This is a genomic window from Xylanimonas sp. McL0601, from assembly GCF_049852175.1.
Lineage (GTDB): Bacteria > Actinomycetota > Actinomycetes > Actinomycetales > Cellulomonadaceae > Xylanimonas.
The window spans coordinates 1,819,805-1,845,038 of the sequence record NZ_CP187527.1; the positions used below are offsets into that span (position 1 = coordinate 1,819,805).

16 protein-coding genes and 1 pseudogene are annotated in these 25,234 nt (G+C 72.4%); 8 read left to right on the forward strand and 9 right to left on the reverse strand.

All coding sequences use genetic code 11. From position 1 onward, the window contains the following. Positions 1 to 25: 25 nt before the first annotated feature. A complete protein-coding gene (locus ACO4JP_RS08375; protein WP_425956919.1) occupies positions 26 to 607 on the forward strand; it encodes a methyltransferase family protein in 582 nt (193 codons plus the stop codon). Positions 608 to 727: 120 nt separating this feature from the next. On the opposite strand, the gene ACO4JP_RS08380 is transcribed toward ACO4JP_RS08375, so the two are convergent. Then, a complete protein-coding gene (locus ACO4JP_RS08380) occupies positions 728 to 7,693 on the reverse strand; it encodes a carboxypeptidase regulatory-like domain-containing protein (protein ID WP_425956920.1) in 6,966 nt (2,321 codons plus the stop codon). A 306-nt stretch (positions 7,694 to 7,999) separates the two neighbouring features. Here ACO4JP_RS08380 and ACO4JP_RS08385 point away from each other — a divergent pair, with 306 nt between their 5' ends. Beyond that, positions 8,000 to 9,367, forward strand: a complete 1,368-nt coding sequence (locus tag ACO4JP_RS08385; protein ID WP_425956921.1) for a sialidase family protein — start codon at positions 8,000 to 8,002, stop codon at positions 9,365 to 9,367. A gap of 1,738 nt (positions 9,368 to 11,105) precedes the next feature. On the opposite strand, the gene ACO4JP_RS08390 is transcribed toward ACO4JP_RS08385, so the two are convergent. Then, the gene (locus ACO4JP_RS08390) at positions 11,106 to 12,893 is read right to left on the reverse strand and encodes an ABC transporter ATP-binding protein (protein WP_425956922.1); all 1,788 of its coding nucleotides are present in this window, start codon (positions 12,891 to 12,893) and stop codon (positions 11,106 to 11,108) included. Then, positions 12,890 to 14,821, reverse strand: a complete 1,932-nt coding sequence (locus tag ACO4JP_RS08395; protein WP_425956923.1) for an ABC transporter ATP-binding protein — start codon at positions 14,819 to 14,821, stop codon at positions 12,890 to 12,892. Before ACO4JP_RS08395 ends, ACO4JP_RS08390 begins: the two co-directional genes overlap by 4 nt. A gap of 117 nt (positions 14,822 to 14,938) precedes the next feature. On the opposite strand from ACO4JP_RS08395, the gene ACO4JP_RS08400 reads away from it, so the two are divergent. Next, the gene (locus ACO4JP_RS08400; RefSeq protein ID WP_425956924.1) at positions 14,939 to 15,610 is read left to right on the forward strand and encodes an alpha/beta hydrolase; all 672 of its coding nucleotides are present in this window, start codon (positions 14,939 to 14,941) and stop codon (positions 15,608 to 15,610) included. A 191-nt stretch (positions 15,611 to 15,801) separates the two neighbouring features. Here the strand turns inward: ACO4JP_RS08400 and ACO4JP_RS08405 are convergent, their stop codons facing one another. The 4 genes from ACO4JP_RS08405 to ACO4JP_RS08420 are packed head-to-tail and all read right to left on the reverse strand — an operon-like array spanning position 15,802 to position 18,978. After that, positions 15,802 to 16,581, reverse strand: a complete 780-nt coding sequence (locus ACO4JP_RS08405; protein WP_425956925.1) for an ABC transporter permease — start codon at positions 16,579 to 16,581, stop codon at positions 15,802 to 15,804. Continuing rightward, positions 16,578 to 17,330, reverse strand: a complete 753-nt coding sequence (locus ACO4JP_RS08410; protein ID WP_425956926.1) for an ABC transporter ATP-binding protein — start codon at positions 17,328 to 17,330, stop codon at positions 16,578 to 16,580. The genes ACO4JP_RS08405 and ACO4JP_RS08410 overlap by 4 nt, the downstream gene beginning before the upstream one ends. After that, on the reverse strand, positions 17,327 to 17,908 hold the full coding sequence (locus ACO4JP_RS08415; RefSeq protein WP_425956927.1) for a TetR/AcrR family transcriptional regulator: 582 nt from the start codon (positions 17,906 to 17,908) through the stop codon (positions 17,327 to 17,329). Before ACO4JP_RS08415 ends, ACO4JP_RS08410 begins: the two co-directional genes overlap by 4 nt. A 14-nt stretch (positions 17,909 to 17,922) precedes the next feature. Further along, the gene (locus ACO4JP_RS08420; protein WP_425956928.1) at positions 17,923 to 18,978 is read right to left on the reverse strand and encodes a LacI family DNA-binding transcriptional regulator; all 1,056 of its coding nucleotides are present in this window, start codon (positions 18,976 to 18,978) and stop codon (positions 17,923 to 17,925) included. A gap of 226 nt (positions 18,979 to 19,204) precedes the next feature. Here ACO4JP_RS08420 and ACO4JP_RS08425 point away from each other — a divergent pair, with 226 nt between their 5' ends. The 4 genes and pseudogenes from ACO4JP_RS08425 to ACO4JP_RS08440 form a co-directional block, all read left to right on the forward strand. Next, positions 19,205 to 21,487, forward strand: coding sequence for a glycosyl hydrolase family 95 catalytic domain-containing protein (locus tag ACO4JP_RS08425; protein ID WP_425956929.1), 2,283 nt, complete (start codon positions 19,205 to 19,207; stop codon positions 21,485 to 21,487). 139 nt (positions 21,488 to 21,626) lie between these two features. After that, entirely contained in the window at positions 21,627 to 22,106 is a 480-nt protein-coding gene (locus ACO4JP_RS08430) for a LacI family DNA-binding transcriptional regulator (protein ID WP_425957075.1), read from the forward strand. Further along, on the forward strand, positions 22,096 to 22,533 hold the full coding sequence (locus ACO4JP_RS08435; protein WP_425956930.1) for a LacI family DNA-binding transcriptional regulator: 438 nt from the start codon (positions 22,096 to 22,098) through the stop codon (positions 22,531 to 22,533). The genes ACO4JP_RS08430 and ACO4JP_RS08435 overlap by 11 nt, the downstream gene beginning before the upstream one ends. Positions 22,534 to 22,578: 45 nt before the next feature. Then, positions 22,579 to 22,866, forward strand: a pseudogene (locus tag ACO4JP_RS08440) (putative immunity protein); the annotation flags it as partial. 225 nt (positions 22,867 to 23,091) lie between these two features. Here ACO4JP_RS08440 and ACO4JP_RS08445 read toward each other — a convergent pair. Both ACO4JP_RS08445 and ACO4JP_RS08450 read right to left on the reverse strand, forming a co-directional pair. Beyond that, a complete protein-coding gene (locus ACO4JP_RS08445) occupies positions 23,092 to 23,796 on the reverse strand; it encodes a hypothetical protein (protein WP_425956931.1) in 705 nt (234 codons plus the stop codon). Positions 23,797 to 23,808: 12 nt separating this feature from the next. Continuing rightward, positions 23,809 to 24,627, reverse strand: a complete 819-nt coding sequence (locus ACO4JP_RS08450; RefSeq protein ID WP_425956932.1) for an SGNH/GDSL hydrolase family protein — start codon at positions 24,625 to 24,627, stop codon at positions 23,809 to 23,811. Positions 24,628 to 24,777: 150 nt separating this feature from the next. On the opposite strand from ACO4JP_RS08450, the gene ACO4JP_RS08455 reads away from it, so the two are divergent. Further along, positions 24,778 to 25,215 carry a hypothetical protein gene (locus tag ACO4JP_RS08455; RefSeq protein ID WP_425956933.1) on the forward strand — a complete coding sequence of 146 codons (438 nt, stop codon included), beginning with the start codon at positions 24,778 to 24,780 and terminating at the stop codon, positions 25,213 to 25,215. Positions 25,216 to 25,234 lie beyond the last annotated feature (19 nt).

Below are 25,234 nucleotides of genomic sequence, written 5' to 3' on the forward strand. Positions count from 1 at the left end.
TTCGCCTGAGACGATCGCTCGTGTGATGGCGCCCTACCTCGAGCAGTCGCACGTCGCGCGGACCGTGTTCGACGCCAGCGTCGCCGTGTTCCTGGCGGCCGAGCTCCTGCTGACGCTGCGACGTCGCCCCAGCGCGGCCGCCGACCTCAGATCCGAGGTCGTCTTCCGGGTCGTCTTCTTTGCCGCGATCCTGATGCTGCCGGTCGGTCGGCTGCTCGTCCCCTCGGCGCGGATCGGGGGCGGCGCCGTGGTGTTCGCCCTGGGTGCGGCCGTCGCCTGGCTCGGCGTGCTCCTGCGGTGGTGGTCGGTCGCGACGCTGGGGTCGTACTTCACCACGGTGGTGCGGACGTCCGGCGACCAGCGGGTGGTCGACCGGGGGCCGTACCGCGTGCTGCGACACCCCGCCTACACCGGCCTGCTGCTCGCCTTCGTCGGCTGCGGGGTGATGGTGGGCAGCTGGGTGAGCCTGGCCGGCTCGTTCGTCCTGGCCCTCGCCGGGCTCGTGTACCGGATGCGGGTCGAGGAGCACGCCCTCGTCGCGGCGCTCGGCGACGCCTACCGGGACTTCGCGCGGGGGCGTGCCCGGCTCGTGCCGTTCGTCTGGTAGCCGGTCGCCGGTCTGCTCGTCGTGGCCGCCGGCCCGGCTCAGGCCACGACGCACGAACGGTGGCCCCTCCCGGGCGGGAGGGACCACCGTCCGCGGTGACCGGGGTGGATGGGACCCCGATCAGCCTGCCGGGACCTGCGTCACCTCGAGCGTGGCGAGGGCGGGAGAGAGATCGCCCTTGTTGCCCTTGAGCTCGACGGTGAGCGGTCCGCCGTCGTGCACGACCGTGACGGTCTCCACGTCGGCGGTCCCGGCACCCGCTGTCGCGACCGGGTCGTGCTGGTAGAGCACGACCCCGCCGTCGACGAGGACGTCCTCGGGACGGCTCGTGGCCTTCCCGGTCTCCGCGAAGCCGAGGGCCACCGTGTAGGTGCCCGCGGGGGTGTCGTCGAAGGTGTAGCCGAACGACTGCCCGGTCGCCTCGCGGGAGGTGAGGAACAGCGCGTCGTCGTCAGTGCCGGCGACGTCGCCCTTGCCTGTGGTGGCCTTGGACTTGCCCGTCCAGCCCCACGATCCGGCCGCGTACGCCTGGTCGGCCGACCAGGTGAAGCCGGCCGCGTCCGTGCCGCCCGGGCCGCCGGCGTCGACGCCGACCTGGTAGGCCGACGCCGTCAGGTGCACCGGGACGCGTTGGTTCCGCACGCGCCCGGAGCTGGCCGCGACGAGCAGGCTCGCGTCGTACGACCCGGCCTTGAGGTCTGCGGCGGAGGCGGTGACCGTCACGGTCGCGGACTTGCCCGGCGCCAGGGACACGTGGTCCTGGGACACGGTCAGCCAGGTCGGCCCGGCGGCCGGCGTGGTGCCGACGTCGGCCAGGATCACCGTGCCGAGCATCTGGTCCACGACCCACATCGCGCCCGAGGAGTCGAGCTCGATCCCGGCGCCCGCCACCGTGGCGGAGGACGGGAAGGTGCGCGTCTCGAGCGTCTTGCACGTCACGGGGTCGATCCGCACGAGCGAGGACGTCGCGGTCGGCACACTGTCGGTCTGCCACAGGGTGCCGCTGGCCGAGTCGAACGTGAGGCCCGCGATCTGGTCGTGGTCCGGACTGCAGCTGCCGAGGACGGCGCCCGGCGTCTCGTGGGTGGTGCCCGCGATGCGCCCGATGCGGCCCGCGTTCCACCCACCGAGGTAGAACACGTCCTCGCCCGGGTCGTACGCCAGGCCCTGGAACGCCACGTTGCCCCAGGCCGGGTCGCGCAGCGTGAGCGTCTGCTTCAGCGTGGCCGGGTCGAAGCAGTGCAGGGCACGGTCGCCGCCGGTGTAGATCGCGCAGACGTCGCCCGTCGTGGAGTCGAAGGCGAGGTCGGCGGGGAACCCGGCGGCCAGGCCCGTGTCGAACACCCGGCCGGTCGGTGTGCCGCCGGTCGTGTACTCGCGGATCTTGCGGTCGTCCCAGCCGGACAGCCACAGGCGGTCGCCCACCTGCGCCACGCCCCACGCATCGGGGTACTCCGGCTTGAACTGCCCCAGGACGCCCGACGGCGACCCCTGCGGCAGCGGGGGGAGCGCCGCGTGGCGCGCCTCGGTGCGCAGGTCGGCGGCCAGGGGCGCGGTGCCGGTGTTGGTGACGGTGAGCGTGCCCGTCGCCGTTCCGCCCGGGCCCACCAGCCACGACAGGTCGCCGGCCTGGAGCGATGCGATGCCGGCGGTCAGGGCGGCGTCGAACGTCGCCTCCTGCCCGGCCGTCACCGTGACCTCGCCGCTCACGGACGCCCGCTGGTCGGCGCTGACGACGACGTCGTACTTGCCCGGCGGGACCTGCCCGGACCAGGTGCCGTCCTTGCCCGCGACGAACGTGAACGGGGACCCGTCGTGGTACAGGTGCACCTGGGCGCCTGCGAGCGGGCCGTGGTCGTTCGCGTCGGTGACGGTGCCGGTCAGGGTGCCGACCGCCCGCGGCGCGAACGTGACCGCCAGGCCCTCGTGCAGCTTCGGCTCGTCGTACGAGTAGAGGCTGGCCACCGTGCCGTCGGGGTTCTCGAGCCCGACGGTCGCGTGGGCGCCGTTCGCCGGGTCGGCCCCGCCGATGCCCGGGCCGTACCCGAGCACGATCGTGCCGTCCTCGACGAGCGTGGCGGAGAACGAGACCCGCGTGCCGAACCCGTAGAAGGCCACGTCGTGCCACTCGACGACGAACGCCTGCTTGCCGTCCACCGTGGTCGTGGCGGTGCGGACCTGCCCAGGGTCGTCGACCACCAGGTCGTCCCACAGGGCGAAGACGGTCTCGCCCGGTGAGTTGTAGTCCGGCAGCGTCGAGTTGTACCCGCCGTTCCAGTAGCCGTTGAACGACACGATGCCGTTGGTGGAGATCCACGCGTCCGTCACGGCGGCGTCGTAGAACGGCATCGCGAACGGCAGCGTGACCTCGGCGGACGTGTCGTCGCCGGCCAGGTCGAGCACGTCCGTGCCCGTCCGGTACCCGTCGGCGCCCTCCGCGACCGCGTACCGGCCGGGGAGCCCGGAGTCGGGCGCGGCGACGACCGGCTCGACGCCGGCACCCGCCGGGTCGCCGGCCCGCACCGGCAGCGGGGGCGGCGCCCCCGTCGTCGTCGCGGACGGGTCGTCGTGGACGCGCAGGTAGCCGATCGCGGGCGCCTTGGTGCCCTTGTCGCCCGCGAGCTCGACCGTGAGGTCACCCGCCGCGTGCTTGACCGTGACGGCGACCTCGTCGGCCGTGAGCGCGCCCACGGCCGCCGCGGCGTCGTACTCGTACTTCACGGGCTTGCCGTCGACGAGCACGTCGAACACCCGCGCCCCCGGCGCGGCGCCCGCGAGCTCGGCGAACCCGAGCCGGACGTCGTACGTGCCGGCGGGGGCGTCGTCGAACACGTAGGAGAGCGTGGCCCCCCGCGACGTGCGGGCCGTCGCCAGGAGCGTGGCGTCGTCCGTGCCGGCGACCGGCCTGGTCGTGGTCAGGGTCGTCTGGGCGGGCTTGCCGCCGCCCGTCCAGCCCCAGGAGCCGTCGCTCCACGCCTGGTCGGCGTCCCACCGGTACCCCGACGCGTCGGTGTACCCCTTGCCGCCCGCGTCCACGCCGACGTCGTACGCCGACACGTCGAACGTGACGGGCACGTACTGCTTCGACACGCGGCCGGTGTCCGAGGTGACGCGGACGCTGGCGCCGTGCCGGCCGGCGCCCGCAGCGTCGGCGTCGACCGTGACCTTGACCTTCGCGGACTGCCCCGGCTCGATCGTGCCGTGCGTCGCCGAGAGCGTCAGCCACGGCACGTCCGCGGCGGTGTCGTCCTCGACGTCGACCAGCTCGACCTCGCTGGTCGTCTGGTCGACGGCCCACAGTGCGCCGGACGCGTCGGCCTCGAGGCCGGCGCCCTGGTAGGCCCGGTAGCCGGGGAACCAGACCGCCTTGACCGGGGCGCAGGTCGCCGGGTCGATCTGCCACAGGCGCGAGTACGACCCCACGGAGTCGGCGTACCAGATCGTGTCCGACACCGGGTTGTACGCCAGGCCCGCGATGGACCGCTCGGGCGGGGCGCAGTAGCTCAGCAGCGTGCCGGCGTCGGGGTGCGACGGGCCGGCGACGGTGCCGATGTAGCCGTTGAACCAGCTGCCCACGTAGTACACGTCGCGGCCTGCGTCGTACGCGAGGCCCATGAGCGGCACGGTCGACCAGTCGCCGCTGACCGTGCGGGTCTCCTTCCCCGTCGCCGGGTCGAAGCAGTGGATGGCGTGGTCGCCGCCGCCGATCACCTGGCAGACGTCGTTCCGGCGGGAGTCGTACGCCATGTCGAAGGCCGCCGTCCCGGGCTGCCACTCGGCCGAGATGCGCGCGCCGGTGGTCTCGCCCGTGAGCAGGTGCTCGGTGTCGGTCGTGGAGTCGTAGTCGCCGACCCACAGGCGGTCGCCCGTGAAGCCGAGGCCCCACGGGCCAGAGCCCGTCGCGGGGAAGTGCGCCAGCACGTCCCCGTACGACGTCGTGCCCACCTGCTCGGGCGTCAGTGCCTGCGCGACGTCGAGGCCCTTCGCGCTCGTCGCGACCGCCGCCTTGGCGGAGACCCCCGGTGACGCGGCCGTTGACCAGGCCGACAGGTCGGCCTCGTCGCCCGAGCGGGTCATCGGGAATGCCGCGTCGCGGCCCACCTCCGCCAGGTCGTACGTCAGTGGGGTGCTCCCCGTGTTCTTCACGGTGAGCGTGCCGGTGCGGGTGTCGCCCGCCCGGCCGGACCACTCGAGGCTGCCGGGCGTGCCCGAGCCGCCGTCGTCCGCGGTCAGCGCGGCCACGCCCGTGGCGAGCGGCGCGTCCACCGCGACGTGGTCGAACAGGGCGCCCACGTGCACGTCCTGGCGCGCGGTCCGGTAGCGGTCCTGCGACACCTGGACCGTGTAGTCGCCGAGGCGGACCTGGCGCGTGGCCGTGCCGTCCGCACCCGTGACGACGCTGGCCACCGAGGTATCGCCCTGCGTGATCGTGACGGCGGCACCGTCGAGCGGCTGCCCGTCGTTCGCGTCGCGCACGGTCACGTCCACGAACCCGAACTCGGGCAGGTCGTAGGTGACCTGCAGGCCGTCGTGCAGCACCGGCTGGTCGTAGGAGTACTGGAGGCCGGCGTCGCCGCTGCCCTCGATGCCGGTGGTCGCGCCGTCGCCCGAGGCCCCGGGCGTCGAGCCGGTGCCCGGCCCGTAGCCGACGACGACGTCGCCGCTGCGCAGCAGCGTGACGGAGAAGCTGAACCGCCCCTCCCCGCTGTAGAGCCGCACGTTGCGCCACTCGACCGTGAAGGCGTCCTGCCCGTCCACGGTGCTGGTGGCCGTCCACATCGAGGAGGCGTCGTCGACCACGAGGTCGTCCCAGAACGGGTAGATCGACACGTCCGGCTTCTGCGCGGACGGGATCGGCTCGTTCCAGCGGGCGCCGTACGCCTCCTCGAAGCTCAGCAGGCCGTTGGTGGTGACCCAGGCGGACCTGTACAGGCTGCCGTAGAACGGCACGTCGAACGGCAGGTCGAGCTGCGCTGTGCTGTCGTCGCCCGTGAGGTTCAGCGGCTCGGTGCCCTGGCGGTAGGCGGCCGCCGAGGTCGAGCAGCGGTAGCCGCCCGCGTCCTCGTAGCGCTTCAGCGTGACGGGCACCGTCTCGTCGCCATCGACCGTGAGGTCCGCCGTGCTCGGCGTGAGGCAGCCGTCCGGGGTGACGGTCAGCCGGTAGGTGCCGTCGGGCACGTCGGGCAGCGTGAACGCGCCGTCGGCGCCCGTGGTGACGGTGGGGACGGGCGTGCCGTCCAGCGCGACGGTCGCCCCGGCGACGGCGTCGCCGTCGTCGTCGCTCACCACCGTGCCGGCCACGGCGTGGTGGGGCGCGAGCTCCAGCGACGCCGTGGCGTCGACAGTGCCGCCCACCGCGACCGTGACGTGCTCGGCGTGCGGCCGGTAGCCGAACGCGGTGACCGTCACGTCGTACTCGCCCGCGAGGAGCGGGAGCTGGAACGTGCCGTCGTCCTTCGTGGTGGCGGTGCGCGTGGCCGTGCCGGCCGCGGTCACCTTCGCGCCCTTGACGGGCGTGCCGTCGGCCGCCGTCATGGTGCCGCGCAGGATGCCCGCGCCGCCGGCCTGGATGCCGGCCTCGACGAGCGCGGCCGCGTCGAGCTTGCCCTCGCCCCACACGGAGTTGTCCGCGGCGGTGCCGCCGCACGTGGTGTCGTCGGTGTCGATCGCCGTCTGGTCGAGGAGCTGGCGCGTGGCCTCGATGTCGCCCACGAGGGCCGGGACCGCGGACCACAGGAGCGCGACCGCGCCTGTGACGTGCGGCGCCGCCATGGACGTGCCCGAGTCGGTGGCGTACGACCCGTCGTACCACGAGGAGACGATGTTCTCGCCGGGGGCCGCGAGGTTCGGCTTGGTCTCGCCGTCCTGCCCGGGGCCGCGCGAGGAGAAGTCCGAGATCTGGCCGCTCTGCTGGTAAGAGCCCACCGCGTACGTCAGTGTGCGGCTGCCGGGCGACCCGCCCGTCGTGCACTGCGGGCCCTCGTTGCCGACCGCCCACACGGAGAAGATCCCCGAGGCGTCCCACGCCTGGATGATGTCCTCCATGAACGGCTCGGTGGACGGGGTCTCGGAGCCCCACGAGTTGTTGATGACGTTCGGCCGCTTCGACGGGTCGGCGGCCGACCCGTCGGTCTTCGTCGGCGCGAGCAGCCACTGCGCGGCCTTGATCATGTCGGCGTCCGAGCAGGAGTCGCAGCCGTTCGCCGCGATCCACGTCGCGCCCGGGGCCATCCCGATGCCGTGGCCCGGGGCGCTGCCGACGATGGTGCCCATCGTGTGCGAGCCGTGGCCGCGCCGGTCGCACGGTGCGTCGCCGGCGCACGCGCCGTCCGTGTCGAACCAGCTGTAGTCGTTGTGGTACGTGTCCGTGGCCGCGTCGTAGCCGCGGTACGAGTGCTGCAGCGCCTCGTGCTCACCGTCGACGCCGGTGTCGAGGTTCGCCACGACGATGCCGCGGCCGTCGACGCCCGTGGCCCAGACCTGCGGGGCCTTCGTCTCGGCGATGCCCCACTCGGCGGTTGTCTCGCTGCCCGCGTCGGCTGCGCCCTTCGGCGCCTGCGCCGGCTTGGGCTTGATGCCCGGGTCCAGCGCGAACGACGACGTCTCGCGGATCTCCGCGACCTCCGCGTGCGCCGCGAGCCGGGTGGCCAGCTCCTTGGTGCCCGCGTGGACGAGCACCGAGTTCGTGACCCAGAACTCCTCGTGCCGCACGCCCTCCTTGTCGAGCTCGGCGACGACGTCGGCGCGCTGCGCCTTGGCGCCGTGCGTGAGGGCGTCGTAGACCGCCTTGCCGCGGTCGTCCCAGTCGCCGACCTTGCTTGCCGCGTCCAGGGCGGCCGTGGTCGCGGGGTCGTCCGTGAAGCGGACCCAGAAGTCGGCGACGGGCTGCTTCTCGAGGGTCTCGGCAACCTTGTCGGTCAGCTTGTCGTCGGCGGCGGTGCGGCCGCCGTCGGGACCGCCGTCGCCGCTGCTGAGCGGCTTCGGGTCGGCGGCGAAGGCCGGGGCGGCGGCCGCCACCGGCGCCAGGAGCGCGGCGACGGCGACGGCGCCGGCCACGGCTCGGCGCACGAGGGGGAAGGCGTGCACGAGAACTCCGATCTGCGTGGCTACGGGATCCTGTCGGCCGCGTTGTCGCGTCCGGAGGCTGCGCTCACCCTCGGGTGCGGCCGCGCCGCGGACAACGACTTGCCCCGTGCGCAGATGGGAACCTGCACACATGTGCAGCCCCGCGAGCCTGGGGCCCGCCGCGGAGACCCGCTCTGGCGCGCGCCACGTCGTGGCTGCTCAGCGGATGCGCCGAGCCGGGCGTTGACGGACTCTTGAGCGGACCGAGCGCTCCGGCAGAGCGCTGACCTGTACTACCGACGGGCAGCCACACGTGAGGAGCGCGGAGTGAGCCTCGAACCGTTGTCCCGCCGGACCGTGCTGCGCGGCGGGGCCGCGGCGGCCACCCTCACGCTGCTCGCCGCGTGCGAGGGCGCTCGGTCGCCGTCGACCGCCGCGACGGGGACCCCCTCGGCCCGCATGACGGCGCCGCCCGTGACGGCGTCGCCCCTGACCGCGGGCGCGAACGTGCTGGTCAGCGCCGACGACTACGGCGTGCACATCGAGCCCACGGTCGCCGTCGACCCGACGAGCCCGAGCAGGCTCCTCGCCGCGTGCCAGGTGTCGCCGTCGAGCGACCCGGAGTTCCTCGCGACGTACCTGTCCGACGACGGCGGCGCGACGTGGCGCGCGGGCGGCGTGCCCCGCCTCCCCGTGGGGGCGAACGGCGACGACGTCACGGTCGCCTTCGGCGCGCAGGGTCGTGGCTACCTGTGCGCCACCTCCTACGCCGGCGGACGGGCCGTGTTCGTGTGGGCCACCGACGACGGCGGCCGCACGTTCGCGGATCCGGTCACCGTCCTGCAGAACCAGTTCTGCGACCACCCCTGGGTGGCCACCTCGGGCGACCAGGACGTCTACGTCGCGTGGGGCGCCGGGACGTCGAAGACGGCACTCGACCTGGCCCGGTCCACCGACGGCGGGCGCACCTTCGGGGCGCCCCGCCGGATCCTCCCCGACGCCACCGTCCAGACGATGGCCAGCCCGGGGCCCGAGCTGGCCGCCGGCAGCGGCGGGCTCGTGTGCGCGGTGTGCGACTGGACGACCAGCCAGGACCCGTCCGGGGACTTCGTCGGCGAGGTCACGGCCGTGTGCTCGACCGACGGCGGGGAGACCTTCGGCGCGCCCGCCCACCTGGGCTCCGAGTCGTCCGTCATCACGCTGCCGGGCGGCGTGCAGGCCAACAGCGGCCCGACGGTCGCGGTGTCGCCGTCGGGCGACGCGATCTACGTGGCGTTCCCGCAGCGGAAGTCGGGCTCCGCGCACTCGGACATCGTCGTCGTGCGCTCGCAGGACGGCGGGCGCCACTGGAGCCAGCCCGTCGCGGCGACGCCGTCCGACGGCGCCACCTACTTCCAGCCCAACATCGCGGTGGACGCGAGCGGCCGGATCGGGGTGTCGGCGTTCGCTCTCACCGACGGTCGCGTGGACCACGTGCTGCTGGTGTCGTCAGGCCAGGGGCTGGAGTTCCAGGATCCGGTGATCGTGACAAGTGCGCCGTTCGACCCGCGCACGCCCACCACCGGCGGCAAGCACGGGGCGTGGTGGATCGGCGACTACCAGGCGATCGCCGCTGCCGGCGACGCCTTCCACCTGCTCTGGAACGACGCCCGCAGCGGCGCGCTGCAGCTCTACGCGGCTACGGTGAACGGCTAGGTCGTGTTGCTAAAGCTGCTGGTGATCCGGTGGAGTGTGGCCGCGAGCCCTTCCATAAGGTCACGTCATGATCGTCGACGCCGCCACCTACGCGGAGGCCCGTAAGGAATCGGGGAAGACGGGCGGCGGGCTCTTGGCCGCATGCGAGGCGAACCGGAATGGATCCAGGGAGACGAGACGCCCGCCTGTAGTTTCTTGAATGCAGTGATGGTGGCGGCGAGTGCGACGAAGGCGGTGTAGAGCTTGGCGTGGCGTTCGTAGCGGATGGTCAGGCGGCGGTAGCCGGTGATCCAGGCCGGGGTGCGGCCTCCGCGCCCCGCGAGGGGAGCGATGACACCGGACGGCCTGAGGGAGGACCCGATCCGAGCACCGCGCAAGGATGACGGCACGTCGGATTGTTGCGCTGACCGCTTGAACCCGCCCAGACGTGTGTCAGGACGCGCTTGTAACTGTGGTGTGCCTGAGGCGAGAACTGGCACGATGACGGCGACCGCGTGCCCATTTCGGCCCGTCGTAGCCCAGGACAGAGACGGAGGCGAGCAATGAGCCGTCAGCCACGCATCTGCGACGTCGTGGCCTGGCAGCCGCCGAGCAAGCGATCCCGAGGTCTGAGGCTGGCGCGTAACGTGCTCCGCGGGATTGCCTGGACACTTGGCGTGGTGATCGACCTCGCAGCGAACACGACTGGTGGCGTATCACAGGTCGCCCGCCAAATGCGGTGTCGCGCAAGCGGCTGCCGCGCGATCCGCATGAGGAGATCTGCGGGTTCGCCTGCAAGGTGGTCGATGGGAACGCGGCGTGGGTCCCCAGCAAGTACGCGGACCCCGCGTGGCTTCGAATGAGCGCCACCGCGGCCTGGATCACTCCCCCCGGCGTGCCGCGTCGTATCGATTTGGACGTCGCCGCTTACCGGCTCGTGCAACTCGCTCCTGACGACCAGCGGCTTGGACCGGCAGACCGCTGTGTCGCGACCATCACCGGTCAAGGAGTGGAGTTCAGGATCACTGGTCCCTGGCTGGCCGTCGCCTGGCTCGGCCACCTTGGCGGCTGGCCTGACCCCGAAGCGAACGCACATCCCACGGTTCCCTCTCGGGACCGCGCTGACATGACTCCGGCAGCCGCGAGCCCTTCCGGCCCGCCATCGAGCAGGCCCAGAGAGGCGGACCCACCGTGAACGAGCCAATGGCCGAAGCTCGCCATGACGGCCTTACGTTCGTCGGCGGGCTGAAGCATTTGGCGAAGCTGAGCGGGCGACCTGGACTCTGGGTTCGGGTGGTGCCATTCCTGGTCGTGCTGTGGATGGCGGTCCAGTGGGATGAGTCGGGAGGTCGGCCGTGGTCGACGGTCGCTCTCGCTTTCCTCCAGTTCGTCGGCATCGTCACCCTCGCGGCGTACGTCGGCCGGACCGACCGGACAGGGCGGCTGTGTTCCGAGTGTGGACACGCTTGGAGCGAGCATCCGGCCCTGGAGAACATCGAAGGCGCATGCCGGGCGTGCGAAGCGGAGATCGAGAGCGGGATCTCGCGGCTCGAAGAGGCTGTTCCGTGCCGACGTCTCCAGGTGGGGCCGGCAGGTTCGACCAAGGGCGCCGCCCTAGAGGATGTCTCGCGTGGTGGCCTGGAGCTTCTTGAATGCGGTGATGGTGGCGGCGAGTGCGACGAAGGCGGCGTAGAGCCAGACGACCACGTGAGACGTCCTCTTAGCGACACGCCATAGGTTCCGGAGGCGGCGGACAGGTTCAGGAGTAGGCGCGCGCCTGCATCGCCCACAGCTGCGCGTACCGGCCGCCTGCCGCGAGCAGCTCCTCGTGCGTCCCCTGCTCCGCGACCGTCCCGGCGTCGAGCACCACGATGTGGTCTGCGAGCCGGACGGTCGACAGCCGATGGGTGACGAACACCGTGACGCCGCCGACGGTGGCCGCGACCTCTCGCGCCGTCTCCTGGTAGGCGTCGACGAGCCGTTGCTCGGCAAGGGCGTCGAGGGCCGAGGCGGGCTCGTCCAGGACGAGCAGCAGCGGCGTCGTGCGCATGAGCGTGCGGGCGAACCCCACCGTCTGCCACTGGCCGCCGGACAGGTCGCGGCCGTCGGCGTAGCCGGAGCCGATGACCGCGTCCAGTCCGATGGTCTCGCCGAGCTCGTCGGCACGGGCGCGGACGAGCGCCCCGCGCACGCCGGCGTCCTGGTCGACGTGGGTGAGGTCGCCGATGCCGACGCTGTCGCGCAGGGCAAGCTCGACGCGCGCGAAGTCCTGGAACAAGGCGGCAGTCCGCTGCCGCCAGGCGTCGGGGGACAGCCCGGCGAGGTCGGCCCCGTCGACGAGGATGCGCCCTGCCGTGGGGCGGTACAGGCCGGTGAGCAGCTTGAGGAGCGTGCTCTTGCCCGCGCCGTTCTCGCCGACGACGGCGACCGAGGCGCCGCCAGGCAGCTCGAGGTCGATGCCGCAGAGAACGTCTGCCTGCGCGCCGGGGTAACGGAAGCGGAGCGCCTCGAGCCGTAGCCCGCGGCCGCGCTCGCCGTCGAGCGCGATGCCCTGCCGGCCGTCGGCGTGCGCGTCCTGCTCGGCCCGCAGGGCAATGAATCGGCGCAGCCCGGCGGCGGCGCGGTGGACGGAGCCGAGCAGCTCGACGCCGTTGGCCATCTGGCCGCTGAGCTGCGTCGCGAGGACGACGATGAGCACGACGTCGCCGGCGCTCGCGCGGCCCTGACGGGCCAGCTCGAACGCCCAGACCACCGCGCCGACGTACGCGACGCCGAAGGCGAGCTGCCCGGCGCCGCGCAGCAGCGCGTACCGCCGGTCGGCGCGGGCCATCGCGGTGCCGTAGGCCTCGAGCAGCGTGCGCTGCCGCCCGAGCAGGTAGCCGCCGCCGCCCGACAGGCGGATCTCCTTCTGCGACGCGGGGCTGGTCGCCAGCCGCCGCAGGTGCCGGATACCGCGCGTCGTCGTCGCCTGTTCCTCGCGCGTGGCCTGGAACCTGGCCTCCGCACGCTTGCCGACGACGACGGGCACGGCGGCCGCGGCGAGCAGGAGCAGGAGCCACGGAGACAGCGTGACCAGCAGCACCGCCGTCAGGAGGATCTGGACGGCGGTCGCGCCGAGCTGGAGCCCGAACTGGACGGTGGTCCGCATCTGCATGACGTCCTGCCGCAGCAGGTCGACCCGGTCGGCGAACGCGGGGTCGTCTGTCTGGTCGAGGTACGGGCTGCCGTTGACGATCTGGAGCAGGTCGCGGTTGAACCGCTCCTCGGTCAGCTCGGCGAGCTCGAAGTAGTACAGGTGGGCGAAGTGGCCGAGCATCAGCTCACCGACCAGGGCGATGGCGAGCACAAGGCCCCAGCCGACTGCATGGCCGGCGGCGTCGCCGGCGGAGGCGTGCACCGCGTCGACAAGCCGTCCCGACGCGAGCCCGATGACCGGCGTGGCGACCGCCCCCGCCAGGAGCAGCCCGGCGCCGGCGACGAACCGCCGCCGGTCCAGCGACCAGGCGAGGGAGAACAGCCGGCTCAGGCAGAACACGACCTCGTTCACGGCTGCGCCTCCTTGATCGGGTCCGCCGCCGCGAACCGCTTGGCCTGGACCTCGAACATCCGGGCGTACACACCGCCGAGGCCGACGAGCTCGTCGTGGGTGCCCGACTCCGTGATTCGGCCGTCGTCGAGCACGACGATCCGGTCGGCGTTGCGGACGGTCGAGAAGCGGTGCGAGATCACCAGGCTCGTCACGCCACGGGTCAGCTCGAGGAAGGTGTCGTAGAACTCCGCCTCGCCACGGGCGTCGAGCTGGGCGGTCGGCTCGTCCAGGACGAGCACCGATGCCCCGTGGCGCACCGCGAACAGTGCCCGGGCGAGCGCGAGTCGCTGCCACTGCCCGCCCGACAGCTCGCGGCCGCCCTCGACCGACCGCGTCAGCGGCGTCTCGAGCCCGCCCGGCAGCCGTTCCAGCAGGTCATCGAGACCGACGCGGTCCAGCACCTCGCGAATCCCGGCGTCGTCGGCGCGGTGGTCGATGGCGCCCATGGCGACGTTGTCGCGGAGCGTCAGCTCGTAACGCAGGAAGTCTTGGAACGTGACCGCGAAGTGCCGCTGCCACTGGTCCTGGTCCATCGACCGCAGGTCCGTGCCGTCGACGCGCACGCGACCGCCGTCGGGCGTGTAGATGCCCGCGAGCAGCTTGACGAGCGTCGTCTTGCCCGCACCGTTCACGCCGATCAGGGCCGTCGACGTCCCGGCCGGAAGCACCAGGTCCAGCCCGTCGAGCACGGGCACGCCCGCGCGGTAGGCGAACTCCACGCCGTGGAAGGCGATCTGGCCGGACGGTGCGACGACGGCGCCCGGCGTTGAGGTCGCCGCGCGCGGAGGCCCCGCCTGCTGACGCAGGGTGTGCTCCAGCTCCTCCAGCGCCGTGAACGCGCTGCGGCCGTAGACGAGCTTGATGTCGGACTCCGGGAACATGACGCCGAACCGGCAGCACAGCACGACCGCCTGCACCGAGAGGCTCACGGCGACGAGGCGCGCCGCCGCGTCGGACGCACCGCCGTCGGCGACCAGCAGCAGCGCGACCGCCGAGCCCACCAGGGCCACGGCGGCGTAGGCGAGGAACGGCGCGCCGTAGATGCGCCTGCGCCAGAACCACATCGGGTCCAGCCAGGTGCGTGTCTCCGCCTGGTGCCGGTCCTCCAACCATTCCAGGAGCCCCAGCGCACGGATCTCCTTCGCCGCGCGCGTGCTGGTCGCCAGCTCGCGGACATAGGCCACGCGCCGCCGCGCGGGTTGGAACGACCGGATGAGCGAACCCCACTGATGGAACGCCTCCGCCTGGCCGGTGCGCGCGACGACCGCGACGAGCGCTCCCGCGACCATCGCCCACGGGCCGGCGGCCCACCCGAGCACCGCCACGGCCCCGACGAGCTGGGTGTACCGAGCGATCAGCGCAAGGCCGCCCTCCAGCGCTGCACCCGGCGTGAGCGTCCACTGCTCGAACGCCTCGTCGACCTGGTTGAGCCGATCGGCCACGTCCGGACGCTCCAGACCCGCGAGCGTCGCTTCGCCCAGCGCAAACCCGGTCAGCCGAGAGATGCACGCGGTGTCCACATGCCGGGCGATCTCGCGCGAGAGCACGAGCTGGACCGGGGCCAGCACCTGCTGGAGCAGGAACGCGGCAACGGCGACCCACAAGGCCAAGGGCATCGCCCCGGCCAGCACCCCCGGCAAGGCGACCGCCGTCGCCACCATGAAGACCACCGGCGCCGCACCGGCCAGCAGGTGGACGAGAACCGTGACCGTCACCAGCGGCGCCCCGGCGTAGGGCGTCAGCCGCACCATCTGCGACGCGGCGACCTGACGACGGCGGAAGCGCTCGGCGACGCCGGCGGCGAGACGCCGGCCGATCGACGGCGAGGTCGTGACGGGGCTGACCTGTCTGTTCGCGTCCGCGAGCGCCTCGGCGTCGTCTGCCACGGGAGGCATGCTGGCAGGTGGTGCCGGGTTTCTGCCAGCGGATTTCGCGTAGAGCGGGCCAGTCCACCGACGCGCATTCTGCTTGCTCTGGACCGGACATACGGCACCATTCGTCGAATGGACGTGGTGTTCGTTCACGGAGCGGGCAAAGAGGGGGCCGACGCATGGCCGCATCAGGTGGCAGTGGCCGAGGTGGGCTGGTTCTTCCTCCCGCGCCTCGGGGTCGCCGACGATGCGGCCCGGGATGCGCAACGCCTTCTCGAGTGGTTGCGTGACCGAGATGGCGGGCACGTGGTCGCGCACTCGTACGGCGCGAACGCAGCGTTGCTGGCCGCTCAGAAGGACCCCTCGCTAGTCCATTCGCTTGCGCTTCTTGAGCCGGCGTGCTTCGACGTGGCGCGCGGGATGCCCGCGGTCGAGGAGCACGTTGCGGCGATGACTCCCGTGTTCGCGGTCGCGAACGACACATCCGTGTCCGTGCACGACTTCTCGCGGCTCTTCGCCGCTGGGATGGGTGCGGAGCCTCCAGATCTGCCAGACGAAGCTCTGCAGGCCAGCGTCAGCCGGCTCCGTGCTCTGCATCCCCTGTGGGGCGTCGGGCTCCGGCCCAAACCGAACCTGCCCGCAAGGACGCTGGTCATCACCGCAGGGTGGAGCCCGCTCTACGAAGAGACTGCCCACGCGCTCGTCGCTTCCTGCGCTCGGCACCTGATCATCGAAGGTCCCGGTCACCGCCTGCAGGATGACCGTCAGGTGATGCAGGTGCTCAGGGAGCACTGGGGTGCGTGACGCGGCTCTCCAAGCACGCTGAACGAGGCTTCGCGACGTGGGCGCGCCTACGCGCGAAGGCGAGCTGGTCCGCCGCGAGCCGTGCCCACGCAGGGTCATAAGGCGCGAGCTCTGCAGGGTTCCCCGAGTGGGCCACGGCGTCATGGTAGGGGCGTCGCAACCGGCGAGGCGATGACTGTGGAGGTCGCTCCTCACACGTTCGTCAGCTTCGACCAGGCGCGGACGACGACGACCAGACCCGCCGGCGCCAAGGCTGCAGCGAGCAGAAGAGCGGCTGGCGGTACGGCCGCCGCCGCATCCGGGCCGCCCATGCCCGCCCACAGCGACGGGGCGGCGTACGGGAACCACGTCCCGGCTCCGAGCACCACGATCACCTGAGTGACGGCGACAAGGCCGATCAAGATCCCCACGGTGGCGAACGGGCTGCGCACGATCGTGGCGACCCAGCCGAACGGCAGCCCGAGCCCGACGGCGAGCCAGCCCACGGCGAGTGCCGTCCAGGCGCTGGACCACGCCTCGGGCGGGAAGGTACCGCCACCGAGCCGGCTGAGGGCGGCGGACAGCCCGACGGCGACGAGCACGCACCCGGCCAGCCACGCGAGGAGCACGAGCCCTTTGGCGAGCGCGACCGTCTGGCGGGGGACCGCGTGCCCGAACAGCGCGCCCGCGGTACCGCCGGTGAGCTCGCGTCCGTACGACCATGCCGCGGCGAACCCGCATGCCCCGAGCACGGCCACCGACAGGATCTGGCCGCACACGCTCAGGTTCGCCACGGCGACCGGCCCGTCCGCGAACGGCTGGAACTTCGCCGCGGCGGTCCCGGGCAGGTCTGGGGAGCGCGCCAACCAGACGGCGCCGTAGCTCGCCAGAGGCACAACCAGCGCGATCAGCGGCGTGACGACGAATGCGATCACTGACCGGCGGAGCTTGAGCAGCTCCACCGCGCACGCGGTTGCGAGGGGGCCGGTCATGACCGGTCTCCGCGGAGGGCAGCGGTCGCGCTGCGGCGTTCGTCGTCGGCCAGCGCCATCGCGAAGAACCGGCGCTCGAGGTCGGCGGCGCCGGGCGGCAGAGCCCCGATCTGCCGGCCGGCGTGCACGACGACGATGCGGTCGGCCACGCGGGCGACCTCGTCGAGGTGGTGGCTGGAGACCAGCGCGGCGCACCCGGCGGCCGCGAGCTCGCGCACCAGCTCGCGCACGATGACCACCCCGCGCGGGTCCAGGGCGCTGGTGGGTTCGTCGAGCACGAGAGCTGTGGGCGCGTGGACGACGGCGGTCGCGACGCCCAGCCGCTGCCGGTTGCCCTGTGACAGTGCGCGCGCTGGCGCATCCGCCCACGGGTCCAGTTCCAGGCGGAAGATGACGTCGTCCACGGCGCGGCTGACGTCGGATCGTGGCAGTCCGTGGAGCAGTGCGGCGCAGCGCGCGTTCTCCCGGACCGTCAGCTCGGGATAGACCAGCGGCGCGTCGACGACGTGGCCGAACCGCAGGGCCGCACTTCGCGACAGGTGCACGGGGTCGCTGCCAAGTACCCGCGCCGTCCCCGCGTCAGGTCGCACCCGTCCCGCCAGCACCCGGAGCGCGGTCGTCTTGCCCGCCCCGTTGAGCCCGACCAGCGCGACCACCTCGCCCGGGTCGACCTGGACCGCGAACCCGTCGAGTGCCACGCGGCCGCCGAACCTGTGAGTGACGGCGTCGAGCAGCAGCGCGGCACTCATGATCGGACCGCTCGCGACGGCGCCTCGGCGCCAAGCTGCTCCAGAGCCCGGGTGACCGCTCCCGCGAGCGAGCCGCCCGTCTCGGGCAGCAGGAGGATCGCGGCGGTCGCTGCGGCCAGGCACGCTGCCGCGGCGACCCGCGCGTCGAACGGGTCCGCGCCGTCGGCGACCAGCCGCTCGACGATGACCTTCTCCGTCGTCGCGGTCCCGGCTGCGACCGCGACTCGCAAGGCGGGCTCTCCCGCGAGAAGCGCGACCCGGCGGCGAGCCGTCGCGTCCTCGACCGGCTCGATCATGACCAGAGCCGCGAGCATCCCCCGACGGGTACGATCCAGCGGCGGCAGTCCGACGGGTTGCGCTCCGACGTGCTCGGCGATCACCGGGTCGTACGGGTCGGAGACCAGCACCGCCGCCTTGGTGGAGAAGTGCCGGAAGAACGTCATGGGCGTGACGCCCGCGGCGGCGGCGATCTGCGCCGTCGTCGTCGTGTCGTAGCCCTGACGCTCGAACAGGTCCAGCGCCACGTCCAGGATCCGCGCCCGGGTGCGCAGGGCCCGGGGGGACATGAGCAAGCCCATCTCTGAAATGTTAGTTACTCACATTGCGCACCGCACGCGGGGGCAGCGGTCGTGTCACGGAGCGCCAGCGTCGTGCCCAGCTCGGTGTGCCGGGAGGCGGGAAGCGCCCCCGAGGCCATCGTGAGCGCGGTCTCGACGGCCATCCGGCCCATGCCGTCGAGGTGCTGGTGGACGGTCGTCAGCGGGGGAGTCGTCCACGCGGCCTGCGGAGTGTCGTCAAAGCCGATGACGCTCAGCTGGTGCGGCACCCGCACGCCGAGCTCGTGCGCCGTCGCGAGGATGCCGACGGCGATCTCGTCGTCGGCCGCCATGATCGCGGTCGGCGGCGCGCTCGTGCTCAGCAGGTCTCGTGCGTGCCGCGCACCTGCGGCGACGTCGAACTGGTCGGTGCGGACCAGCTCGGGGTCGACGGTGATCCCCGCGGCGTCGAGCGCTGCTTGGTACCCGTAGAACCGGTCGCGGGCAGCGGTGGAGGTGTCGGGCCCGCCGATCCACGCGATGCGTCGGTGCCCGAGCTCGATCAGGTGTGAAGCCGCGGCCCGTGACCCGGCCCAGTTGCTCGAGGCCACGCTGACCATCCGCGCGTGCTGCGTGTCGACCGGGTCCACCATGACGAAGGGCAGGCTCGCCTCGGCGGCCGCGTCCAGCAGCGCGTCCGGCCGGGACAACGTGAGCCCGACCAACCCGATCGCGCCCGCGGCCCGCTGGTCGGCTATCCAGGAACGCGCGGACGTACGCTCGATGCGCTGGCCGACGTCGGGGGCGAGCCGCGTGAGCAGGTCCACCTGAGCGTCCGTGGCCGCGGCCAGCACGCCCTGCAGGACGTTCATGATGTACGGCGAGGCGGGGATGTCGAAGGCGACGACGAGGGCCCGGCGGTGGGTGTCGGCAGCGCGCGCCGTCGTGGGCCGGTAGCCGAGCGAGGTCACGGCGTCCAGCACCCGAGCACGGGTGGACGTCGCGATGTCGGCGCGTCCGTTGAGCGCCTTGGAGACGGTGGCCTGGGAGACGCCGGCAAGCTGAGCGACGTCGGCGAGAGTGGCTCTCCTGTGCGGCGGATGCGTCGCCATGGCTCCCCTGCGCCTCGAAAACGTTTCGGGTTGAATGAGGCGACTTACGCCCACGTCAGATGGAGTTTAGGCGCCCGGGTCGCGCGTGCGAAATAGTTTCGATGTCTGGAGGTGACAGGACTTTGCGAGGAGGTTTAGCGTTAAAGTAGGATCAACCGCGGGCGCCGTCAACCCCTTCGGGCCCACCGAGATGATGAGGTCTCGGCACCTCGGACGGGAGTTTCCTTTGCGTCACGTCCTGGAGATCGACAGCCCGGCGGAACGGTTCGCCGACTGCCTCATGCTCGGCAACGGCACGCTCGGTGCCGCCATGCACGGCCGGCGCCGGACCGAACGGATCGACCTCAACGTCGACACGCTCTGGTCCGGCGGACCGGCTCGGAAAGCCTCCGGACCCGGCCCGGACCTGGTGTCTCGGCTGCGTGCCGCAGTCGCCGCAGGCGACCACCGCGGCGCCGACGAGCTCGCCCGGTCGATGCAGGCGCAGTCGTGGGTGCAGGCATACCAGCCCCTGGGCTGGATCGAGTGGAGCTACGACACGAGGCCCGCGGCGGACTATCCGGCGCACGGGTACCGGCGGAGCCTTGACCTGGCGGCCGCTGTCGCAGTCACGACAGCCGACGGCGTGCGGCTCGAGAGCTACATCTCTGCCGTCGACGGCGTCCTCGTCGTCGCCGCGACCGGTGCGCCGACGGCGGTCCCGATCCTGGGGAGTGCCCACCCTGTCCGCACGACGTCGAAGGCGAGCGACGGCGTCACCTGGCTGACGATGTCGGGCCGCGCGCCGGCGAACGTCCTTCCGCACTACGTCCCGGCTGACGAGCCCGTCGTCTACCCGGACGACGCGCCCGACGCCGACGGCCTCGTCGCCGCCGGGATGGGGTTTGCTCTGGTGGCCGCGTGGCTCCCGAGCGCGGCGGGAGGGCGTCTGGTTGTCTCCGCGGAGAGCGGGTTCCGTGGCTGGGCCGCGCGTCCGTCGGCCGATGTCGCGACGCTCGCTGCGGCCGCCCGCAGCCGGGTGGAGACCGCGCTCGCGCTCGACGTGGACGTCCTGCGGGAACGGCATGTGCGTGAGCACGAGGTGCGATTCGGCCGCTGCGACCTCGACCTCTCCGCGTCCGCGGGTCGTCACCCCGAGGCCGAGAGGTCAGAGCTCTACTTCGACCTCGGCCGATACCTGCTCATCGCGGGCTCGCGCCCGGGCTCGCAGCCGCTGAACCTCCAAGGGATCTGGAACGCCGACGCCCGGCCCGCGTGGAGCTGCAACCTCACCACGAACATCAACCTGCCGATGAGCTACTGGGGCGCGGAGCTCGTCGGCCTGGGAGACCTGCACGAGCCGCTGCTCGACCTCGTCGACGAGCTGCTGGACGCAGGTGGGGAGACAGCGCGGCGGCTCTACGGTGCGCGCGGGGCGTGCGTGCACCACAACACCGACCTGTGGCGCTTCACGGACCCTGTGCCGGGACTGCCGCAGTGGGTCAGCTGGTCTTCGGCGCTATGGTGGCTGGCCGACCACGTGGTGCAGCACCATGCGTTCCTCCCGCCCGGTTCCGAGGCATCGGGCCTGATGCGCACGCGCGTGCTGCCCCTGCTGAGATCCTGTGCCGCGTTCGCGCTCGACATGCTCGTGCCGCACACCGACGGGAGCCTCGTCGTCAGCCCGTCGAGCTCGCCCGAGCACGCGTTCCTGGCCGACGGTGCGCCGTTCGCTGTGACATGGGGCAGCGCCATGGACCAGGAGCTAACCCATCAGGTCCTGACGCGCACCGTCGAGCTGCTCGGCCAGCACGGGGACGAGGCAGCGGACGCCGCGCTGGTCGACGAGGCGCGCACCGCGCTGGAGAAGCTGCGGCGACCGGTGGTGATCGACGGCCGGCTGGCCGAGTGGGCGGACGACCTCGATCCCGAGGAGCGCGGCCACCGCCACCTCTCGCACCTGTACGGGCTCTTCCCGGGCGATCGCCTGACGTCCTCCGGTTCGGAGGCCGAGCTCGCGGCCGCGCGCGCGGCGCTCGACCTTCGGCTGTCCGCGGGCTCGGGCTACACCGGCTGGAGCCAGGCGTGGGTGCTGTGCCTCGCGGCACGCCTGCGGGACCGTGAGCTGGCTGCACGGAGCGTGGCGACGCTCGTGGGTCCGCTGTCCTCGCAATCTCTGCTGGACCTGCATCCGCTGGAGGGCTGGCCCGAGGGAGCCGTGTTCCAGATCGACGGGAACCTCGGCGCAGTGGCCGGCATGGCCGAGCTCCTCGTGCAGTCGCACGGTGACGCGATCGCGATCCTGCCGGCCCTCCCGGAAGAGTGGCCGTCGGGTGAGGCGCGGGGGCTGCGCATCCGCGGCGGCCATGCACTCGACCTGGCATGGCACGACGGTGCACTGACGCGTGCCGTGATCCACGCGGGAGCATCTGGCGACGTCGTCCTCGACCTGCCCGGCCTCGAAGGTGGTCGGACCAGCAGGACGGTGCACCTGCACGCCGGCGTGGCCTTCACGGTCCCGGTGGCGTGAGGGCGCGCGACGCTGTCGCTCGTCGAGCAGTTCCCACTCCGCCCTCGTGAGGGGGAGCACCGCGCCGTGCTCGGTGTTCTCGGGAAGGTGGAAGTCGCTCGGCTGGCACAATGGCCGCAGGGGGATGCCGATGGTGACCATGTCGGATGTCGCGCGTGAGGCGGGCGTCTCGATCATGACGGTGTCGAACGTCCTCAACGAGCGCCGCCAGGCCGGCGCGCCCACCCGAGCTCGGGTGCTGGCCGCGGTCGAGTCCCTCGGCTACCAGGTCAACCTCACGGCCCGACACCTTAGAGCCGGCCGGACCGACACGATCGCACTCATCGTCCCGAGCTTCCACGACTACTTCGGCGACGTCGCCGACAAGATCGCTCCGCTGGTCGAGGCCCAAGGGCGACACCTGGTTCTCGAACGGACGAGCGCAAACCCCGAGCATGAGATGGAGTCGCTCAGCGTCGCACGGCTGCAGCTCTACGACGGCGTGCTGCTCTCGGTGGCCGGACTCGAGCGTGAGCAGCTCGACCGCGTGCGGACTTCGAAGCCGATCGTGCGAACGTGGGTCACGCCGCATCCTCGCCCTCGGGTGCACGTTCGAGCGCGAGCACATGATGACCTCTGACCGCCGGGGCGGGTGGGAGCTCGCCCACCGCGAGATGGGCCTGCCGGTTGACGACCGCTATGTCGTGCCGACCGCGAACTTCTCGTCGCAGGCGGCCCGCGACGCCGTCCACGACGTCGTCGCGTCCGGCCTGCCGTTCGACGGGGTCTTCGCGGCGACGGACGTCATCGCCCTCGGCGCCGTGGCGGCGCTCGCGGACTGCCGGCTGCGCGTCCCCGACGACGTCCAGCTCGCCGGGTTCGACAACCTCGACGTGTCACGCTGCGTGCCTCCGGGGATCACCTCGGTCGACCCCAACCATCAAGGCGTCGCGCAGCACGCCGTCGGGCTGCTGCACCGGCGGATGGCGGACGGCAGCGCCCCTGCGGAGCACGTCGTGGCGCCCGTCCACCTCGTGGTGCGGGGGTCGACGCGCGACGCGCGGTAGCACGATCCCTGAACCTGTGGCTCTGCGCGTTGGCATGCTGCAGCTGTGGCTTCTCCGCAAACCTTGAGCGAGGCTGACCGTCGGTACCTCGCGATCTGGGCTGCCGACTGCGCGGAGCGAGTCGTGCATCTGTTCGAGGCGGAAGCGCCGACCGATGATCGCCCGCATGACGCCATCGCCCGAGCACGGGCCTTTGGTCGCGGGGAGCTCGATGCCGCCGGAGAGATCCGTCGTCGTTTCGTCGCCGGCCGTGCCGCGCGGGACGTGGCGACTCCGGCTGCAGTGGCAGCCGCCCGCGCCGCCGCGCAAGCAGCAGCCGTCGCTCACATGGGCGCACATGCGCTGGGCGCGGCAGCGTACGCCGCGCGTGCTGCCGGGCTTGGGGCGCCCGATCAGACCAGGGGCTGTCCACGATGCGGTTCAGTGGCAGCTCGAGCACCTGACCCCGGAGGCCAGAGCCGCGCTTCGACGACTACCTCCCGTTGGGGAGGACTCCGCCGGACCGCTGGGGCCTGGTCTTCTCGCGTCCGGAGCCCTCGCGTCGATCATCCGCGAGATTCAGGCCCGGGCGTCAGACGAGTCGTCGTAGTGCGAGCCTGCGTCACGCGGTGGGGCTGGCTCGGCGCGCCCGGGGGGTCGGGGGCGAAGGTAGAACCACGCTCCGACGAGCAGCATCGCCGTCGAGATCGCTAACGGGGTGGCGACCGGCCCCACCCACGTCACCGGGATGAGGAAAAATACGTCCTTCGTACCCAAGCCCTGCGGCCAGCCCACCAGCATGCGCAGCCACAGGTAGTACGTGATGTCCCAGGTGGCGAAGGCGACCAGGAATGCGCCGGACCGCCGAGCCCAGGAGCGTGCGGCGAGCCACGCGACCGCGGCGAGCATGACGATCGTCGCCGCCTCGCGCAACGTCTCCGTGCGCGTGATGTCCGCCGAGACGAGCGGCGGCGTCGTCGGCGTGACGAAGGACATGAAGCCGAGGTCCAGGTGCGTGCGGGATGGGCCGACGTCGTAGGTCATGCTCACGCCGAGGAGGCGGCGCAGATAGACGACGACCGCTGCCTCGACGTAGCCGAACGCCGCGCCGAAGGTCAGGAGGGCGACGAGGTTCGGGACGCGGGTCCGCCACGGGTCGGTCCCGGCCGCGGTCTGGGCGGACGGCCGCGGCGACCGCGCGGCCGGCGAACGCGCTCGACGACGGACCTTGTCGTTGACGACCAGGGTGCTGCCAGGGGCCGAGCCGTCGGTGATCTCCCGCACCGTGGACCCGGCTCAGCTCAGCTTGACCGGACCCAGCGCCGAGTTCACCGCGGCCGTGTAGGCCTCGTAACCGTCGGCGTTCGGGTGGAAGGCAGCCGGGTCGAAGGGCCCCAGGATCCACGCGTCCGGCGAGTTCACACCGTGGCCGTCGAAGCGCTTGCGGACGTCGACGTACTGGAACCCGTGGCGGGCGGCCGCGGTGGCGATCACCTCGTCGAGCGTGTCAGCACCGGCGTTGAGCGCGCTCTGCTCCGCCGGGGAGGCGGCGAGGAAGGCGCCGTACTCGGGCGAGAAGAGCCTCGGGTAGCCGGTCACCACGACGTGAGCGTTCGGGGCGGCCGCGGCGACCTTGGCGTAGACCGTGTCGAGGAGGGCCGGCAGCTGGACGGTCGCGCGGCCGGTGACGACGGCGGTCGCGCCCGCACACTGGGCGTCGGTGCCGGCGAGGCAGGCGGTGACCGCCGTCGACCAGCCGATGTCGTTACCGCCGATGGTCAAGGTCACCAGGTCGGTGTCGGCGTCCAGCGCCGCGAGCTGGCCTCCGCTGACCAGGGAGGTCGTGGTGGCGCCCGCGCAGGCGACGAAGTCGTCGAGCTTCAGGCGCTGGCGTCCGTCGAGCTGCACGGCGTAGGCGCTCTGGGAGCGGCCGCAGGGGCCGTATGGCGGGACGCCGTAGCCGGAGGCGTACGAGTCGCCGAGGGCGTCGTAGACGACGCGGGAGGCCGGGGCAGCGGGGGCGGCGGGCGCTGCTGTCGCGACGGAGCCGACGAGCGCGAAAGCGGCGATCAGGGCCAGCCCGGCGGACCTCGCCGTGCTCAAGAGGCGCATCATGGTGTGACCGTAGTCACATCCCGGGCTGTGCGCTAGGGCGCGACGAGGCGAGCGGAATCCGCTCCGCCTCGCCGCCTGCGCGGCCGCGCGTCGTGTCTGCATCTCGGCCTCCACGCCACCACGTTGGGTGCTGACCACTACCCTCGCGCCATGAAGGTCACGACCCCGAGCGGCGTCACGTTCCGCGTGCATCGTCGGCTGCTGCCGTGGCGGCCCAGGATGCGCGAGGTAGACCCCACATCCACCTCGCCCTGGGACTTCCCCGACCTCGACCTCGACGGCGACCTTCCGGTCGTTGCCGTGATCCTGCTCGGCATCGCGGTGGTCATCTTGCTGCCGCTGGTCGCGATCCTGCTGCTGTTCCTCGGGGAACTGGCTGTGCTCCTTCTGCTCCTGCCCGCGTTCGCCCTGGCACGGATGGCGTTCGGCAAGCCATGGATCGTCGAGGTGGTCGCGGCAGGCGGCGTCGTCCGGGCCGAGCCGGTGGTCGGGTGGCGCGCCGCGGGAGACCGAGTCCGTGCGCTGGCGGGTGAGCTGCAGGCCCGTACGTGGGAGCCGGACGGTCCGGTGCGGTCCGTCCGGCAATGACTCGCACGGCTACGGCACG

Excerpts from the sequence above, each read along its gene's own strand:
- ACO4JP_RS08375 (WP_425956919.1), top strand. The coding sequence starts at position 26 with ATGGCGCCCTACCTCGAGCAGTCGCACGTCGCGCGGACCGTGTTCGAC.
- ACO4JP_RS08400 (WP_425956924.1), top strand. The coding sequence starts at position 14,939 with ATGGACGTGGTGTTCGTTCACGGAGCGGGCAAAGAGGGGGCCGACGCA.
- ACO4JP_RS08405 (WP_425956925.1), bottom strand. The coding sequence starts at position 16,581 with ATGACCGGCCCCCTCGCAACCGCGTGCGCGGTGGAGCTGCTCAAGCTC.
- ACO4JP_RS08410 (WP_425956926.1), bottom strand. The coding sequence starts at position 17,330 with ATGAGTGCCGCGCTGCTGCTCGACGCCGTCACTCACAGGTTCGGCGGC.
- ACO4JP_RS08415 (WP_425956927.1), bottom strand. The coding sequence starts at position 17,908 with ATGGGCTTGCTCATGTCCCCCCGGGCCCTGCGCACCCGGGCGCGGATC.
- ACO4JP_RS08420 (WP_425956928.1), bottom strand. The coding sequence starts at position 18,978 with ATGGCGACGCATCCGCCGCACAGGAGAGCCACTCTCGCCGACGTCGCT.
- ACO4JP_RS08430 (WP_425957075.1), top strand. The coding sequence starts at position 21,627 with ATGTCGGATGTCGCGCGTGAGGCGGGCGTCTCGATCATGACGGTGTCG.
- ACO4JP_RS08435 (WP_425956930.1), top strand. The coding sequence starts at position 22,096 with ATGACCTCTGACCGCCGGGGCGGGTGGGAGCTCGCCCACCGCGAGATG.
- ACO4JP_RS08450 (WP_425956932.1), bottom strand. The coding sequence starts at position 24,627 with ATGATGCGCCTCTTGAGCACGGCGAGGTCCGCCGGGCTGGCCCTGATC.
- ACO4JP_RS08455 (WP_425956933.1), top strand. The coding sequence starts at position 24,778 with ATGAAGGTCACGACCCCGAGCGGCGTCACGTTCCGCGTGCATCGTCGG.